The organism is Saccharopolyspora antiqui, from assembly GCF_052246905.1.
GTDB lineage: Bacteria > Actinomycetota > Actinomycetes > Mycobacteriales > Pseudonocardiaceae > Saccharopolyspora.
The window spans coordinates 408,156-422,554 of the sequence record NZ_JBQQBO010000002.1 but is presented as its reverse complement, the minus strand read 5'-3'; the positions used below and the strand labels follow the sequence as shown (position 1 = coordinate 422,554).

General features: G+C 67.7%; 13 protein-coding genes. 5 read left to right on the top strand and 8 right to left on the bottom strand.

The window, feature by feature from the left end:
- Positions 1–73: 73 nt before the first annotated feature.
- Positions 74–1,162: an adenosine deaminase gene (locus tag ACTWQN_RS06525; RefSeq protein WP_443202401.1), complete on the bottom strand. Its 1,089-nt coding sequence runs from the start codon at positions 1,160–1,162 to the stop codon at positions 74–76.
- A gap of 323 nt (positions 1,163–1,485) precedes the next feature.
- Between ACTWQN_RS06525 and ACTWQN_RS06520 the strand changes: the two genes are divergently transcribed.
- Positions 1,486–2,679, top strand: a complete 1,194-nt coding sequence (locus ACTWQN_RS06520) for a hypothetical protein (protein WP_443202400.1) — start codon at positions 1,486–1,488, stop codon at positions 2,677–2,679.
- A 24-nt stretch (positions 2,680–2,703) separates the two neighbouring features.
- On the opposite strand, the gene ACTWQN_RS06515 is transcribed toward ACTWQN_RS06520, so the two are convergent.
- The 6 genes from ACTWQN_RS06515 to ACTWQN_RS06490 all read right to left on the bottom strand — a co-directional run bounded on the left by ACTWQN_RS06515 (position 2,704) and on the right by ACTWQN_RS06490 (position 10,019).
- Positions 2,704–4,008: a thymidine phosphorylase gene (locus ACTWQN_RS06515; RefSeq protein WP_443202399.1), complete on the bottom strand. Its 1,305-nt coding sequence runs from the start codon at positions 4,006–4,008 to the stop codon at positions 2,704–2,706.
- Positions 4,009–4,114: 106 nt separating this feature from the next.
- On the bottom strand, positions 4,115–4,495 hold the full coding sequence (locus ACTWQN_RS06510) for a cytidine deaminase (protein ID WP_443202398.1): 381 nt from the start codon (positions 4,493–4,495) through the stop codon (positions 4,115–4,117).
- A gap of 43 nt (positions 4,496–4,538) precedes the next feature.
- Positions 4,539–5,804: an ABC transporter permease gene (locus tag ACTWQN_RS06505; RefSeq protein ID WP_443202397.1), complete on the bottom strand. Its 1,266-nt coding sequence runs from the start codon at positions 5,802–5,804 to the stop codon at positions 4,539–4,541.
- A 136-nt stretch (positions 5,805–5,940) separates the two neighbouring features.
- Positions 5,941–7,035 (bottom strand): ABC transporter permease, encoded by a 1,095-nt coding sequence (locus ACTWQN_RS06500; RefSeq protein ID WP_443202396.1) that lies wholly within the window; start codon positions 7,033–7,035, stop codon positions 5,941–5,943.
- A gap of 91 nt (positions 7,036–7,126) precedes the next feature.
- The gene (locus ACTWQN_RS06495; protein WP_443202395.1) at positions 7,127–8,677 is read right to left on the bottom strand and encodes an ABC transporter ATP-binding protein; all 1,551 of its coding nucleotides are present in this window, start codon (positions 8,675–8,677) and stop codon (positions 7,127–7,129) included.
- Between the two features lie 169 nt (positions 8,678–8,846).
- The gene (locus ACTWQN_RS06490) at positions 8,847–10,019 is read right to left on the bottom strand and encodes a BMP family lipoprotein (RefSeq protein ID WP_443202394.1); all 1,173 of its coding nucleotides are present in this window, start codon (positions 10,017–10,019) and stop codon (positions 8,847–8,849) included.
- 439 nt (positions 10,020–10,458) lie between these two features.
- Here ACTWQN_RS06490 and sdhC point away from each other — a divergent pair, with 439 nt between their 5' ends.
- From sdhC to ACTWQN_RS06470, 4 genes are all read left to right on the top strand, one after another.
- Positions 10,459–10,893 carry a succinate dehydrogenase, cytochrome b556 subunit gene (gene sdhC, locus ACTWQN_RS06485; RefSeq protein ID WP_443202393.1) on the top strand — a complete coding sequence of 145 codons (435 nt, stop codon included), beginning with the start codon at positions 10,459–10,461 and terminating at the stop codon, positions 10,891–10,893.
- Position 10,894: 1 nt separating this feature from the next.
- Positions 10,895–11,314, top strand: coding sequence for a succinate dehydrogenase hydrophobic membrane anchor subunit (locus ACTWQN_RS06480; RefSeq protein WP_443202392.1), 420 nt, complete (start codon positions 10,895–10,897; stop codon positions 11,312–11,314).
- 73 nt (positions 11,315–11,387) lie between these two features.
- Positions 11,388–13,175: a succinate dehydrogenase flavoprotein subunit gene (gene sdhA / locus ACTWQN_RS06475; RefSeq protein WP_443202391.1), complete on the top strand. Its 1,788-nt coding sequence runs from the start codon at positions 11,388–11,390 to the stop codon at positions 13,173–13,175.
- Positions 13,175–13,960 (top strand): succinate dehydrogenase iron-sulfur subunit, encoded by a 786-nt coding sequence (locus ACTWQN_RS06470; protein ID WP_443202390.1) that lies wholly within the window; start codon positions 13,175–13,177, stop codon positions 13,958–13,960. Before sdhA ends, ACTWQN_RS06470 begins: the two co-directional genes overlap by 1 nt.
- A gap of 141 nt (positions 13,961–14,101) precedes the next feature.
- Here ACTWQN_RS06470 and ACTWQN_RS06465 read toward each other — a convergent pair whose 3' ends face one another.
- Complete coding sequence (locus ACTWQN_RS06465; RefSeq protein ID WP_443202389.1) at positions 14,102–14,329, bottom strand: SCO4848 family membrane protein; 228 nt, start codon at positions 14,327–14,329, stop codon at positions 14,102–14,104.
- Positions 14,330–14,399 lie beyond the last annotated feature (70 nt).

Below are 14,399 nucleotides of genomic sequence, written 5' to 3'. Positions count from 1 at the left end.
ATTGCGTTCAGGTTTGGCATTGTTCATCGCCACCACGGCAATCGCAGCCGTTCCGCGGCGGGTTGCCGCAGATTCACTCCAGGAGTGCCGTGTAGCCGGGCTTGATCACGTCGTTGATGATCTCCAGCCGCTCGTCGAAGCCGATGAACGCCGACTTCATCGCGTTCACCGTGAACCACTGCAGGTCCGTCCAGCCGTAGCCGAACGCCTCGTGCAGCGCGGCGAACTCACCAGACATCGAGCAGTGGCTCATCAGCCGGTTGTCGGTGTTCACCGTGACCCGGAACCGCAGCTTCGCCAGCAGGCCGATCGGATGCTCGACGATCGACTTGGCGGCGCCGGTCTGCAGGTTCGACGACGGGCACATCTCCAGCGGAATCCGCCTGTCCCGCACGTAGGACGCCAACCGGCCCAGGTGCACCGAGCCGTCCTCGTCGACCTTGATGTCGTCGACGATGCGCACCCCGTGCCCCAGGCGTTCCGCGCCGCAGTACTGGATGGCCTCCCAAATGGACGGCAATCCGAACGCCTCACCAGCGTGAATGGTGAAATGCGCATTCTGCTGGCGGAGGTATTCAAAGGCGTCCAAGTTGCGGGTGGGGGGAAATCCAGCTTCTGGACCCGCGATGTCGAAACCCACGACCTCGGCATCGCGGTACCGAACGGCGAGGTTCGCGATTTCCGCCGACCTCGCGTTCTGCCGCATCGCGCACAACAAGGTACCGATTCGGATACGTTTTCCACTCGCCGCGGCGCGGCGCTGCCCATCTCGAAATCCGTCCTGCACCGCTTGCACGACCTGGTCGAGGGTCAGCCCCTGTTCCTGGAAGAGTTCCGGGGCGTATCGAACCTCCGCGTAAACCACACCGTCGGCGGCCAGGTCCTCGACGCACTCGGCGGCGACCCTCGCGAGCGCCTCCTCGGTCTGCATCACCGCCACGGTGTGCGAGAAGGTCTCCAGGTAGCGCTCCAACGACCCCGAGTCCGCCGCTGCGAGGAACCACCTGCCCAGCTCATCGGCGTCTTCGTGGGGCAGGTCCCGATATCCGGCAGCTCGTGCGAGGTCGATGACCGTCTGCGGTCGCAACCCGCCATCGAGATGGTCGTGCAACAGCACCTTCGGTGCCAGCCGGATGGTGCCCAGATTCACCGGAGTCGACATGCGCCTACGTTACAGGGCGCGGATGACCACCTCACGCACAGCTACCAACGGCAAGCCGGAAAAAACCCTGCATACGCGGTGCATTCCGGCGACGTTCAACAGGACGGCCGTTCGACAAAACTCACCCAGATGGATGCAACTGCAACTCTTAGGGCATTTGGCGGTGATTCGACTGGACCATTCAGTCGAATATCGCGCAACCGAACGGGGTCAAGAGCGGATTCGTAATCACGCAATGTATCGGGGGGTGGTTGGGAACGTGAGAACCGAGTGGCTACGCTCCTTGAGTCCTCACCTCCCCTCGACGAAGGACGCCCCTAGCCGTGACCGAGAACATGTCGTTCGACCGCATGCGCAACATGCTCACGCGTGCGGCTGAGATCCGCGAGAGCGAACAGCAGCAGATCTTCGATGCGCTGGACGAAATCCACGCCCGGCTGTCCCCGCTGGAGTCCCTGGGCTCGGTGCGGAAACGATTGTCCGAGCTGCCGGACCGCACCGAAGTCAGCGTCCTCGCCGAGCGACTCGACGAGGCACTGGCGAAGCTCGAAGCGCACGACGGCGCGCTGGTCGACCTGAAGGGCGCGGTCGACAGCCTGGTGGACAAGCTCGCCAAGCCGTTCGCGCAGCTCGACGGGCGGCTGGACGGGGTCGCGGGCCGGATGGACGGCGTCTCCGGCCGGATGGACGGCCTGGAGGACAAACTCGGCCACATCCACAAGCGCCTCGACGAACTCGGCCTGCACCTCGACAAGCAGGACGGCCGACTGGAGGCACTGCCCGCGACGGTGCACGGCCCGGTGCGCGAGCGCATCGACTCGCTGGAGACCAGCCTGCGCGGCCGCTTCGCCGAGATCGACGAAGGCGTGCACGAGCACCTCGACGGCACCCGCGAAGCGTTGCAGCGCGCGGTCACCGACTCCACCGGCAGCGTGCAGCACGCTCTCACCGAAGCGGTGTCCGGCAGCCGCGACCAGCTGGACGGCAAGCTCGACCAGCTCGCCGCACGGCCCGCCGTGGACCCGACCGACCGGCTGGACAAGCTTGCCGAGCGGCTGGAGCAGCTCACCAACCGGCTGGACCAGGTGTCCGGTCACCTCACCAAGGTCGAGGACAACGTCAACACCCGGATCGACACCGTCGAGCACGGCGTCAGCACTCGCCTGAACACCGTCGAAGACGGCGTCAAGACGGGCCTCGGCGAACTCGGCAGCACGCTGTCGAAGAACCTGTCGCAACTGTCCGGCTCGCTGTCCTCGCGTCCCGACAGCGACGCGCTGGGCGCCCTGGTCCGCGAGGCCAACGAGGAAAGCGAGCGGCGGCACGCCGGTCAGCTCGACGAGGCGATGGCCACCTTCGCGGAGCTGATCCTCGGCGGCAGCGCACCTTCCGCGCCGCCGCCGCCCACCACCCTGCCCCGGCAGCAGCGCCGTGGCCGGTCGAAGAGCGCGAAGCGCGACACGGACAAGGCGCTGACCGCCGACGACGGCGACGACTTCGCAGCCGAGAGCGCCTGATCCAAACCGCGTCGGCCGGGCCGGTCAGGACAGCCCGGCTGGCGCGTGGTCTGCGACCACCCGATCCAGTATCAGCGGTGTCGACCCTCGGTCGGCACCGCTGATCGCGTATGCGCCCGCCAACGCTTCTCGCGCACCTCCAATCGTTTCCGGCCGATCGGTGTGCAGTTCGAGCAGCGGCGCACCGGCGGTCACCTGATCACCGGGTTTCGCCAGGCAGAGCACGCCCGCGGCGTGTTGCACGTCGTCCTCCTTGCGGGCCCGTCCGGCGCCCAACCGCCAGGCCGCCACACCGACCGCGTACGCGTCGAGCTTCGCCAACGTCCCGGTTTCCGGTGCGGTGACGACCTCGACGTGCTCGGCGCGGGGCAGCTCGGCTTCGGGATCACCGCCCTGGGCCGCGATCATCCGGCACCACGTCTGGTACGCCCGGCCGTCTGCCAACACGACTGCCGGATCCACATCGGACAGACCCGCGTGGCCGAGCATTTCGCGGGCCAGCGCCAGCGTCAGTTCCACCACGTCCGGTGGCCCGCCACCACGCAGCACCGCCACGGCCTCCGCCACTTCCAGCGCGTTGCCGACCGCTCGGCCAAGCGGCACCGACATGTCGCTGATCACGGCACTCGTGCGCAGTCCGTTGGCGGTCCCGATGTCCACCAGCGCGGTGGCCAGCCGCCGCGCCTGGTCCAGGTCCTTCATGAAGGCACCTGAGCCGCACTTGACGTCCAGCACCAGGGACTGCACACCTTCGGCGATCTTCTTGCTCATGATCGAACTGGCGATCAGCGGGATCGACTCGACCGTGCCGGTCACGTCGCGCAGGGCGTAGAGCTTGCGGTCGGCCGGAGCCAGCCCTTCGGTCGCCGCGCACACCACCGCACCGACCTCATCCAGCTGGTCGCGAATTTCCACAGTGGACAATCGTGCCCGCCAGCCGGGTATCGACTCCAGCTTGTCCAATGTGCCGCCGGTATGGCCGAGCCCGCGTCCGGACAGCTGCGGTACCGCCGCACCGCAGGCTGCCACCAGTGGCGTCAACGGCAAGGTGATCTTGTCGCCGACGCCGCCGGTGGAATGCTTGTCCACAGTGGGTTTTCGGATTCCGTCGAGGACCAACGTCTCCCCCGAAGCGACCATCGCCGCCGTCCAGCGCGCCGTCTCCGCCGGGGTCATGCCGCGCAGCAGAATCGCCATCGCCAACGCCGCCATCTGCTCCTCGGCGACCTCACCCCGGGTGTAGGCCCCGATCACCCAGTCGATCTGCTCGTCGCCGAGCTCCCCACCATCGCGCTTCACCCGGATCACATCAATCGCGGAATGAATCATCGCCGCCTCCACACCTCGCCGGAACTTCCCGCCAATAAAGAGGACCGAGCCCCTCCACCAGATACACCCCGAAAGTGTGATCTTGGCAAAACGCCAGGTCAGACGATCAGAATTCGAAGGCGTCGGGGAGGACTTCACGCATCGGGAGGACGCCGCGCGGGGTGTCGACGAGGCAGTCCGGACCGCCGAGTTCTTGGAGCAGTTGGCGGCAGCGCCCGCAGGGCATCAGCAGTTCGCCCGCCGCGCTGCGGCAGGCCACCGCGACGAACCGGCCGCCACCGGTCAGCCGCAGTTGGCCCGCCATCGTGCACTCCGCGCACAGCGTCAGTCCGAAGGAACCGTTCTCCACGTTGCAGCCGACGACCGTCCGGCCGTCATCGCACAGCGCCGCAGCTCCCACCCGCAGGTTCGAGTACGGGCAGTACGCCAGCGCCGCGGCCCGCACCGCCGCGGCCCGCAGGGCCGTCCAGTCCACCGTGGATGCCACTGGTCAGTTGACTCCGAAGTTGTTTTGGTGCCGGAGAACAAATTCAATCCTCGCCCCTGCGGTACTGCAGTCCGTCGGCCGCGGGTGGTCGTAGTCGTTGCGATGCCGCGGCGAGGACCACCAGCGTCACGAGGTGCGGTGTGTAGGCGGTGAGCTCGTCCGGCAGTTCGTCGGTGAACCAGTACACCGAGTACATCACCGCCGCGAACACCAGGGCGATGCCGGAGGCGAACCAGTTGCGCCGCCACAGCTGCAGGACCACCACTGCCACCAGCACCAACGTCGCCGCGTAGAACAGCGCGTGCACGCTGGTCTCGCCGCTGCGCAGCTGCAAGCCGTCGGAGTACCCGAACAGCGCCGCACCGCCGAGCAGCCCGCCCGGCCGCCAGTTGCCGAAGATCATCGCCGCCAGGCCGATGTAGCCCCGGTTGTTCGTCTGGTTCTCCAGGTAACCCGCCTGCCCCGGATTGAGGATCAGCGCCGCACCGCCGAGTCCGGCGAGCGCCCCGGAGATGATCACCGCGAGGTACTTGTAGCGGTAGACGTTGACGCCCAGCGATTCCGCCGCGACCGGGTTCTCCCCGCAGGAGCGCAGGCGCAGCCCGAACGGCGAGCGCCACAGCACCAGGTAGCTCACCGGCACCAGCAGGTAGGCCAGCATGGTCAGCGGCGACACCTCGGTGATCAGGCCGCCGATGATGCCCGCGAGATCCGAGATCCCGAACCGCTGCAGGTCTTCCAACTGCTGCAGCCAGCCGCCCATCGGCTGCATCGAGTAGGTGTCGAACTTCGGCACCGGTGGTGACTCCCGGGGGTTCTGGGAGATCGGCTCGAACAGCAGCGTCGAGAGGTACTTCGCGGTACCCGCCCCGAGCAGGTTGATGGCCACCCCGGACACGATGTGGTTGACCCCGAAGCTGACGGTGGCCACCGCGTGCACCAGGCCGCCGAGGCCGCCGAACACCGCGGCCGCGACCAGCCCGGCCAGCGGTCCCCACTGGTAACCCGCCCAGGCCCCGCCCCAGGTGCCCAGGATCATCATGCCTTCCAGGCCGATGTTGATGATCCCGGCGCGCTCGGCCCACAACCCGCCGAGCGCGCACAGCAGGATCGGGATGCCCAGCCGCACCGCGGCCTGCACCGTGCCCGAGGACGTCAGCTGGAGCACGCCGGTCTCGTAGGAGGTGATCGACACCGCCACGAAGCCGACCAGGACCCACAGCAGGACACGGGCCCAGCCGGGCATCCGATGGCCGGGGCGGCTGGTCTTGCGCTCCGTCGGCGCCGGTTCGGTCGCGACCGCGGTCATGACTGGTCCGCCTCTCCGCATTTCACAGTTGTGGTCGCGCCCAGCCCAATCTCCCGTTTCATGGTTTCTTGTGGCTGGTTTGCGTCACGTTCCCCTGAGGTGCGGTTCGGGAGGACTGAGGTTGACGCAGGGGGTGTCATGCCCGCTCACCTCCGGTTCCGGCGGCGGCCGGGGTGGCCGCGGTGCCCAGCGCACGCCCGACCCGCCGCTGCTCAGCGGCGAGTTCGCGGCGGCGCACCAACTCGTACGCGACGACCACCGACAGCACGATGGTGCCCTGCAGGATCGTCACGATCTCCTTGGGCACCCCGATGTTGTCCAGCGTCAACGAACTCTTGTCCAGGAAGGACCACAGCAGCGCGCCGAATGCCACGCCGATCGGGTGGTTGCGGCCCAGCAGTGCGATGGCCAATCCCGCGAAGCCGTAGCCGGTCGGGAAGTTGAGCGTGACGGTGTGGTCCCGGCCGAGGATCTCCGGCAAGCCCGCCAGCCCGGCGATGGCGCCGGAGAGCAGCATCGCGGACATGATCATGCGCTTGGAGTTGACCCCACCAGCCGTCGCCGCGGTCGGCGACAGGCCGGAGGCGCGCAGTTCGAAGCCGTACCGGGTCCGGTCGATCAGCATCGCGTAGCCGATGCCGACCGCGACGGCGAGCAGCACCAACCCGAAGACGGTGCCCGCGCTGCCCAGCGAAATTCCCGACACCTGGCCGCTCTCCGGGATGATCCGGGTGCCCTGGGTGTTGCCGCGCAGCTCGCCGAAGGTCGCGACCAGGTAGGCGACCACGCCGATGGCCAGGGTGTTGAGCATGATCGTGGAGATCACCTCGGACACCCCTCGGTACACCTTGAGCACCGCGGCGATGCCGCACCACGCGGCGCCGACGGCGGCACCCACCGCGACGATCACCACGACCTGCAGCCCGAAGGGCAGGCTGATCGCGCCGCCGACGATCGCCGCCACGCACGCGGCCAGCCGGTACTGGCCCTCGATGCCGATGTTGAGCAGGTTCATCTGGAACCCGATCGCCGCCGCGATCGCCACCAGGTAGTACGCGCCCGCGGTGTTGATGATGTCCACCGCGGTGGTGCCGCGACCGACCTGCGCGACCATCTCCGCCAGCGTCGCGATCGGATTCGCACCGGAGATCACCAGCACCACGCTGCACAGCACCGCCGAGAAGACGATCGCCAGCGCAGGCGGCAACAACCGGGCCCGCCAGGTGTTCATCCCGCCTCCTGTATCTCGCGGGACACCCGCACCCGTATCTCGCGGGACACCCGCACCCGGTCGGCTGCATGAGCGGGAAAGAGGTTGTCGCTCATCCCGCCTCCTGGGCACCGGTCATCGCCGCGCCGAGCTCCTGCGGGGTCACCGAGCGCGGATCGGCCGCCGCGACCAACCGGCCGCCGAACATCACCCGGATGGTGTCCGACAAGCCGATCAGCTCGTCGAGATCGGCCGAGATCAGCAGGACCGCCAGGCCCGCCGCGCGGGCGGCGCGCAGGTGGTCCCAGATGCCCGCCTGCGCCCCGACGTCCACGCCCCGCGTCGGGTGCGCCGCGATCAGCAGCGCCGGATCCCCGGACAGCTCCCGACCGACCACCAGCTTCTGCTGGTTGCCGCCGGAAAGCGCGGCCGCGTCCACCTCGATGCTGGGCGTGCGGACGTCGAACTGCTCGACGATCCGCTGGGTGTCGGCCTTCGCGCCCTGCCGGTCCAGCCATCGCCCGCGGGCCACCGGGCGGCGGGTCTGGTGACCGAGAATCCGGTTGAGCCACAACGATTCGTCCAACAGCAAACCCTGCCGGTGCCGGTCCTCGGGCACGTAGCCGATGCCCGCTTCTCGGCGGGCCAGGGTGGGCAGGCCGGTCAGGTCGCGCTCGCCGAGCACGATCCGACCGGCGTCCACCGGGCGCATGCCCATGATCGCTTCGACGAGTTCGGTCTGCCCGTTGCCTTCCACTCCGGCGATGCCGACCACCTCGCCCTCGTGCACGGTCAGGTCGATGTCCGCAAGCACCGTCCGATCCTGCTCCGATGCGGACAGTCCGGAGACCGACAGCACCTCGCGATCGGTCACAGTGGACACACCGTGTTCGGGCACCGGCAGCTCGCTGCCGACCATCATCTCGGCCAATCGACGACTGGTGACCTTGGTGGCGGCCACGGTGCCGACCGTGGTGCCGCGCCGCAGGACGGTGATGGTGTCGGCGATCGCCCGCACCTCGTCGAGCTTGTGCGAGATGAACAGGAACGTGAAGCCCCGCTCGCGCATGGTGCGCAGGGTCACGAACAGCTCGTCCACCTCCTGCGGGACCAGCACCGCGGTGGGCTCGTCGAGGATGATGATCTGCGCGCCCCGGTAGAGCACCTTGAGGATCTCCACCCGCTGCCGGTCGGCCACACCCAGCCGTTCGACCAGCACGTCCGGGCGCAGTTCGAAACCGGCCTGCTCGGCGAGCGCGAGCACCTGCCGCCGGGCCCGCGCGCCGATGCCGTGCGCGCCTTCCGCGCCGAGCACGATGTTCTCCAGCACGGTGAGGTTGTCGGCGAGCATGAAGTGCTGGTGCACCATGCCGATGCCGACCCGGATCGCATCCGCCGGGGTGCGCAAGCGCACCTGGTCGCCGCGCACCCGGATGGTCCCGGAGTCCGGAGCCTGCATCCCGTACAGGATCTTCATCAGGGTGGACTTGCCGGCACCGTTCTCGCCGCACAGCGCGTGCACCTCACCGGAGCGCACCGAGAGGTTCACGTCGGAATTGGCGACCACGCCGGGGAAGGTCTTGGTGATGCCGGTCAGCTCGACGGCCCGGGTCCCGGCAGCGCCGGGTGGACCGCCGGAATCCGGCGCAGTGGAGGTGTTCATGGGGCTCCGTGGGAGGTTTGCGCTGGAAGCGAACCAGATGGGCGCTCAACAATGGACGGTTTCCGTCCAAATGTGACGATCTTGGCGCGAAACCGCCACTTGATCGAGTGATGAGTGAAGGGCACCTTTGACCGAGTTAGCCGGTCAAAGGTGCCCTTCACTCGGATTGTCACGGCTTGTCGGAGACCTGGATCTCGTTGCGGGCGATGGCCGCCTTGTAGGCGTCCACCGTCGGGACCAGGTCGTTGATCTTGCCGCCCGAGGTGGAGTAGCCGACCCCGTCGATGGACAGGTCGAACTTCTTCGGCACCGTGCTCAGGTCGTTGCGCGCGACCGCGGCGATGTAGTCGAACACCGCGAGGTCAACCCGCTTGAGCATCGAGCTGATGATCACGTCCTTGTACTCGGCCACGGTCGGCTGGTTGTACTGGTCGGAGTCGACCCCGATCGCCTGCGCGTTCGCCGACTGCACCGAGGCGAACACGCCCTTACCGGACGCACCCGCTGCGTGGTAGATGACATCGGCACCCGCCTCCAGCTGGCCGGTCGCGACCTCCGCGCCCTTGTTCGGGTCCTGGAAACCGCTGAAGTCACCGGCCGGTGTCAGGTACCTGCGCTCGATCTTGATGTCCGGCGCGGCCGCCTCGGCGCCCGCCACGAACCCGGCCTCGAACTTCTGGATCAACGGGGTCTCCACGCCGCCGACGAAGCCGAGGTGGCAGTTCTTCGACCGGTGCGCGGCGATCACACCGACCAGGAACGAGCCCTGCTCCTCGGCGAACACCAGCGGTGTGACGTTGGGAATGCCCTGCAGGTCCTCGTCGATGATCGCGAAGCGGGTGCCGGGGAACTCCGGCGCGACGATCTTGAGCGCGTCTGCGTAGGCGTAGCCGACCGCGATCACCGGGTTGAAGCCCTCCCGCGCCAGCTGCCGCAGCCGGGTCTGCTTGGCGTCCTCCGGCTCACCGGACCCGGCGTCGAGCTCCTTGGTCTCGGCCAAGCCCATCTCCGCCTTGGCCCGGTCCACACCGGCCACCGAGGCGTCGTTGAACGAGGCATCTCCGCGCCCACCGATGTCGAAGGCCAGCCCGACCCGCATCGTGCTCGCGTTCGGCGGCTGTTGCTGCTGGGTGGCCGGGGTGGTCGGGGCAGCGGCCCCGGCTGGCGGAGCGCTGAGCTGGCAGCCCTGCCCCTGGGCGTTGTTGGTCGCACCGCCCCCGCTGTCCTTGGCGCACCCGGCCAGCGCCAGTGCGCCGGTGAGCAGGACAGCGACCACTGTCGCGCCGTTGCGGCGCGATCGTCCGGCACCCGAGCGCCTTCCCCATATCGGCGTTCGCCCCATGCCGTTCCCCTTTCCTGTCTCCTCCCGCCGCACCCCCGGCCGCGCTCCCGGCCGACCGGAAGTCGCGACGCCGGAAGAACTCCACACGAAGATGTCGCCTTCGGTGAATTGTTCTTCCAGTGCACGGCGCACGCCATTCGGTGACGTGGCTCTCGAAATTAAGTCTTGACGTTGCTGCTTGTGCATTGCTCGCGTGTCACGAAATGATTTCTACATCGATCAACCGGTGCAGGGGGCTTGTCTGGTCGATCACAGACAGCGCAGGCGAGTAGGCCCGGGCGATTAGTCGGGTCTAGCATCCGAGACGTCAAGGCCCCAGTTCGTGGCCGGTGACGGGCGTGCACCCAATGCCGATTGGGACCAACTGCAACTCGGGGCCGGTCGCCCCTGTTCCCGAACGGGGCCGTCAGTCCACCAGCGAGGTTGGAGGCCTTCCAACATGGCCAGCACCACCGCCTCCGCGGCCGAGGCACCGAAGCGCGCCACCGCACCGCGCGCGAAGGGACGCCTCTACCGCGGCGATCTGGGCATGTGGTCGTGGGTCGCCCACCGAATCACGGGCGTGCTCACCTTCTTCTTCTTGTTCGTACACGTCCTGGACACCGCCTTGGTCCGGGTTTCCCCCAACGCATACGACACGGTCATCGACACCTACAAGCAGCCGCTGATGATCCTGTTCGAGCTTGGGCTGCTGGCGGCTGTGCTGTTCCACGCGTTCAACGGCATCCGGGTCATGCTGGTCGACTTCTGGGCCAACGGCACCAAGTACCAGAAGCCCATGCTGTGGACGGTCGTGGTGCTCTGGCTGGTGTTGATCATCCCGGCGGCGATCAGTCTGATCAGCCGCGCGGTCACGGAAGTTTTCGGGGGTTGAGATGAGCGTCACCGACGCACCGCTTTCCGTGCAGAAACCGCGCACCCCGTCCCGTCCCGCCGCGCGCCGCAACAACTTCGAGCTCTACAGCTGGTTGTTCATGCGGCTGTCCGGTGTCGTCCTGCTGTTCCTGGTGCTGGGCCACCTGCTGATCATGCTGTTCCTGGACGGCGGCGTGCACCGGATCAACTTCGCCTTCGTCGCCGGTCGCTGGGCGTCCCCGTTCTGGCAGTTCTGGGACCTCACCATGCTCTGGCTGGCCGGTCTGCACGGCGGTAACGGGCTCCGTACCGTCATCAACGACTACTCCCGCAAAGACGGCACACGCTTCTGGCTGAAGATGCTGCTGTACGTCTCCGTCGTGCTGACCGTGGGTCTGGGCAGCTTCGTGATCTTCACCTTCGACCCGAACATCGGCTAGCGCCGCAGACGACCACAGCGTGGCGAGATCGACGCCCGAACCGCGGGTCCCGCCACAGCCCGAGGAGGCGACCATGCAATTCCACAAGTACGACGTGGTCATCGTCGGCGCAGGTGGCGCCGGGATGCGCGCCGCGATCGAATCCGGGCAGCGCGCCCGGACCGCCGTGCTGACCAAGCTCTACCCCACCCGTTCGCACACCGGGGCCGCCCAGGGCGGCATGTGCGCGGCGTTGGCCAACGTCGAAGAGGACAACTGGGAATGGCACACCTTCGACACCATCAAGGGCGGTGACTACCTGGTCGACCAGGACGCCGCCGAGATCATGGCGAAGGAAGCCATCGACGCGGTCCTGGACCTGGAGCGGATGGGGCTGCCGTTCAACCGGACCCCGGAAGGCAAGATCGACCAGCGCCGGTTCGGCGGCCACACCCGCGACCACGGCAAGGCCCCGGTGCGCCGCGCCTGCTACGCCGCGGACCGCACCGGCCACATGATCCTGCAGACCCTGTACCAGAACTGCGTCAAGCACGGCGTGGAGTTCTACAACGAGTTCTACGTGCTGGACATCATGCTCAGCGACACCCCGGACGGCCAGGTCTGCTCCGGCGCGATCGCCTACGAGCTGGCCACCGGCGAGATCCACATCTTCCAGGCCAAGTCGGTCATCTTCGCCACCGGGGGCTTCGGCAAGGTCTTCAAGACCACGTCGAACGCGCACACCCTCACCGGCGACGGGATGGGCATCATCTACCGCAAGGGCCTGCCGCTGGAGGACATGGAGTTCTACCAGTTCCACCCGACCGGACTGGCCGGGCTGGGCATCCTGATCACCGAGGGTGTCCGCGGCGAAGGCGGCATCCTGCGCAACGCCGACGGCGAGCGGTTCATGGAGCGCTACGCACCGACGATCAAGGACCTGGCACCGCGCGACATCGTCGCCCGGTCGATGGCCCTGGAGGTGCTCGAAGGTCGCGGTGCGGGTCCGAACAAGGACTACGTGCTGCTCGACGTCACCCACCTCGGTGAAGATCTGCTGGAGGCGAAGCTCCCGGACATCATGGAGTTCTCCCGCACCTACCTGGGCGTGGAACCCACCAAGGAGCCGGTGCCGGTCTACCCGACCGCGCACTACGCGATGGGTGGCATCCCGACCAACATCGTCGGTGAGGTGCTGCGGGACAACGACCACACCATCCCGGGCCTGTACGCGGCCGGTGAATGCGCGTGCGTCTCGGTGCACGGCTCGAACCGGCTGGGCACCAACTCGCTGCTGGACATCAACGTGTTCGGGCGCCGGGCCGGTATCGCGGCGGCGGAGTACGCGCACAGCCACCACCACGTCGAAATCCCCGACGAGCCGACCAAGCTCGTGCAGGGCATGGTCGACCACCTGCGCACCGCGCACGGCGGCGAGCGGGTCGCCACGATCCGCACCGAGCTGCAGCAGACGATGGACGCCAACGCTTCGGTGTACCGCACCGAGGAGACCCTCAAGACGGCGCTGTCGGACGTGCAGGCGCTCAAGGAGCGCTACGGCCGGATCTCCGTGCACGACAAGGGCAAGCGGTACAACTCCGACCTGCTGGAGGCCATCGAGCTGGGCTTCCTGCTCGACCTGGCCGAGTCGCTGGTCAACGCCGCGCTGGCCCGCAAGGAGTCGCGCGGTGGGCACGCCCGCGAGGACTACACCGCTCGGGACGACGTCAACTTCATGCGGCACAGCATGCAGTACAAGGTGTTGCCCGAGCACGAAGACCCGGACGCACCGCTCGGGTTGACCGGATTCCAAGCCGACATCCGCCTGGACTACAAGCCCGTCGTCGTCACCCGGTACCAGCCGATGGAGCGTAAGTACTGATGACCGCCGCTACCACGAACAACGACACGACTGCTCTTCCCGAGGACGCGCCGCCCATCCCCGACGGCGCCACGATGGTGACGGTCAAGATCCTCCGCTACAACCCGGAGGCCGACGAGGAACTGCACTGGGAGTCCTACCGCATCCCGGCGCTGCCGTCAGACCGCGTGCTGAACCTGCTGCACTACATCAAGTGGTACGTCGACGGTTCGCTGACCTTCCGCCGGTCCTGCGCGCACGGCGTCTGCGGTTCCGACGCGATGCGGATCAACGGGGTCAACCGGCTGGCCTGCAAGGTGCTGATGAAGGACCTGCTGACCAAGGGCGGCGAAGCCACGCTGACCATCGAACCCATCAAGGGCCTGCCGGTCGAGAAGGACCTGGTGGTCAACATGGAGCCGTTCTTCGAGGCGTACCGGGCGGTCAAGCCGTACCTGATGACCACCGGCAACGAGCCGACCCGGGAACGCATCCAGTCGGTCGCCGAGCGGGCGCGGTTCGACGACACCACCAAGTGCATCCTGTGCGCGGCGTGCACCACGTCGTGCCCGGTGTACTGGGCGGACGGCAACTACTTCGGCCCGGCGGCGATCGTCAACGCGCACCGGTTCATCTTCGACAGCCGGGACGAGGGCGCCGAGGAGCGGCTGGACATCCTCAACGACGTCGACGGGGTGTGGCGCTGCCGCACGACCTTCAACTGCACGGACGCCTGCCCGCGCGGCATCCAGGTCACCAAGGCGATCCAAGAGGTCAAACGAGCCCTGATGTTCCGCCGCCGCTGAGCAAACCCGACACCAACGGCGCCCATCCCTCGGGGGTGGGCGCCGTTGTCGCACCGTGGTGCGCAATTTCGCGCGAAAAGCGCAGCCACCCCGGTGAACGTCAACTCCGCGTCGGCTCGCCCCGGCGGGTGACGCACCGGATCAGCGGCGGGTGGCTCGGTAGGCCCGCCAGCCGATCACGCCGATGATCGTGCCCAGGACCAGCGAGACGACCGCGATCACCAGGTGGACGAGCAGGTAGGGCGTGGGCGAACCGGCTGCCCAGGACCGGTCGCTGTGCCAGATGTTGCGCACGAAGGTGGGCCACAGCAGGTACGACCACACGCCGAAGGCCAGCAAGAACAACGCAACTCGACGGGAAACTGTCACGACTGCAGTATCCGCTGCGACCTGGGTCACCCACCTGTCCGGGTAGCCGTCCCACCCCCGCTGCGCTGCG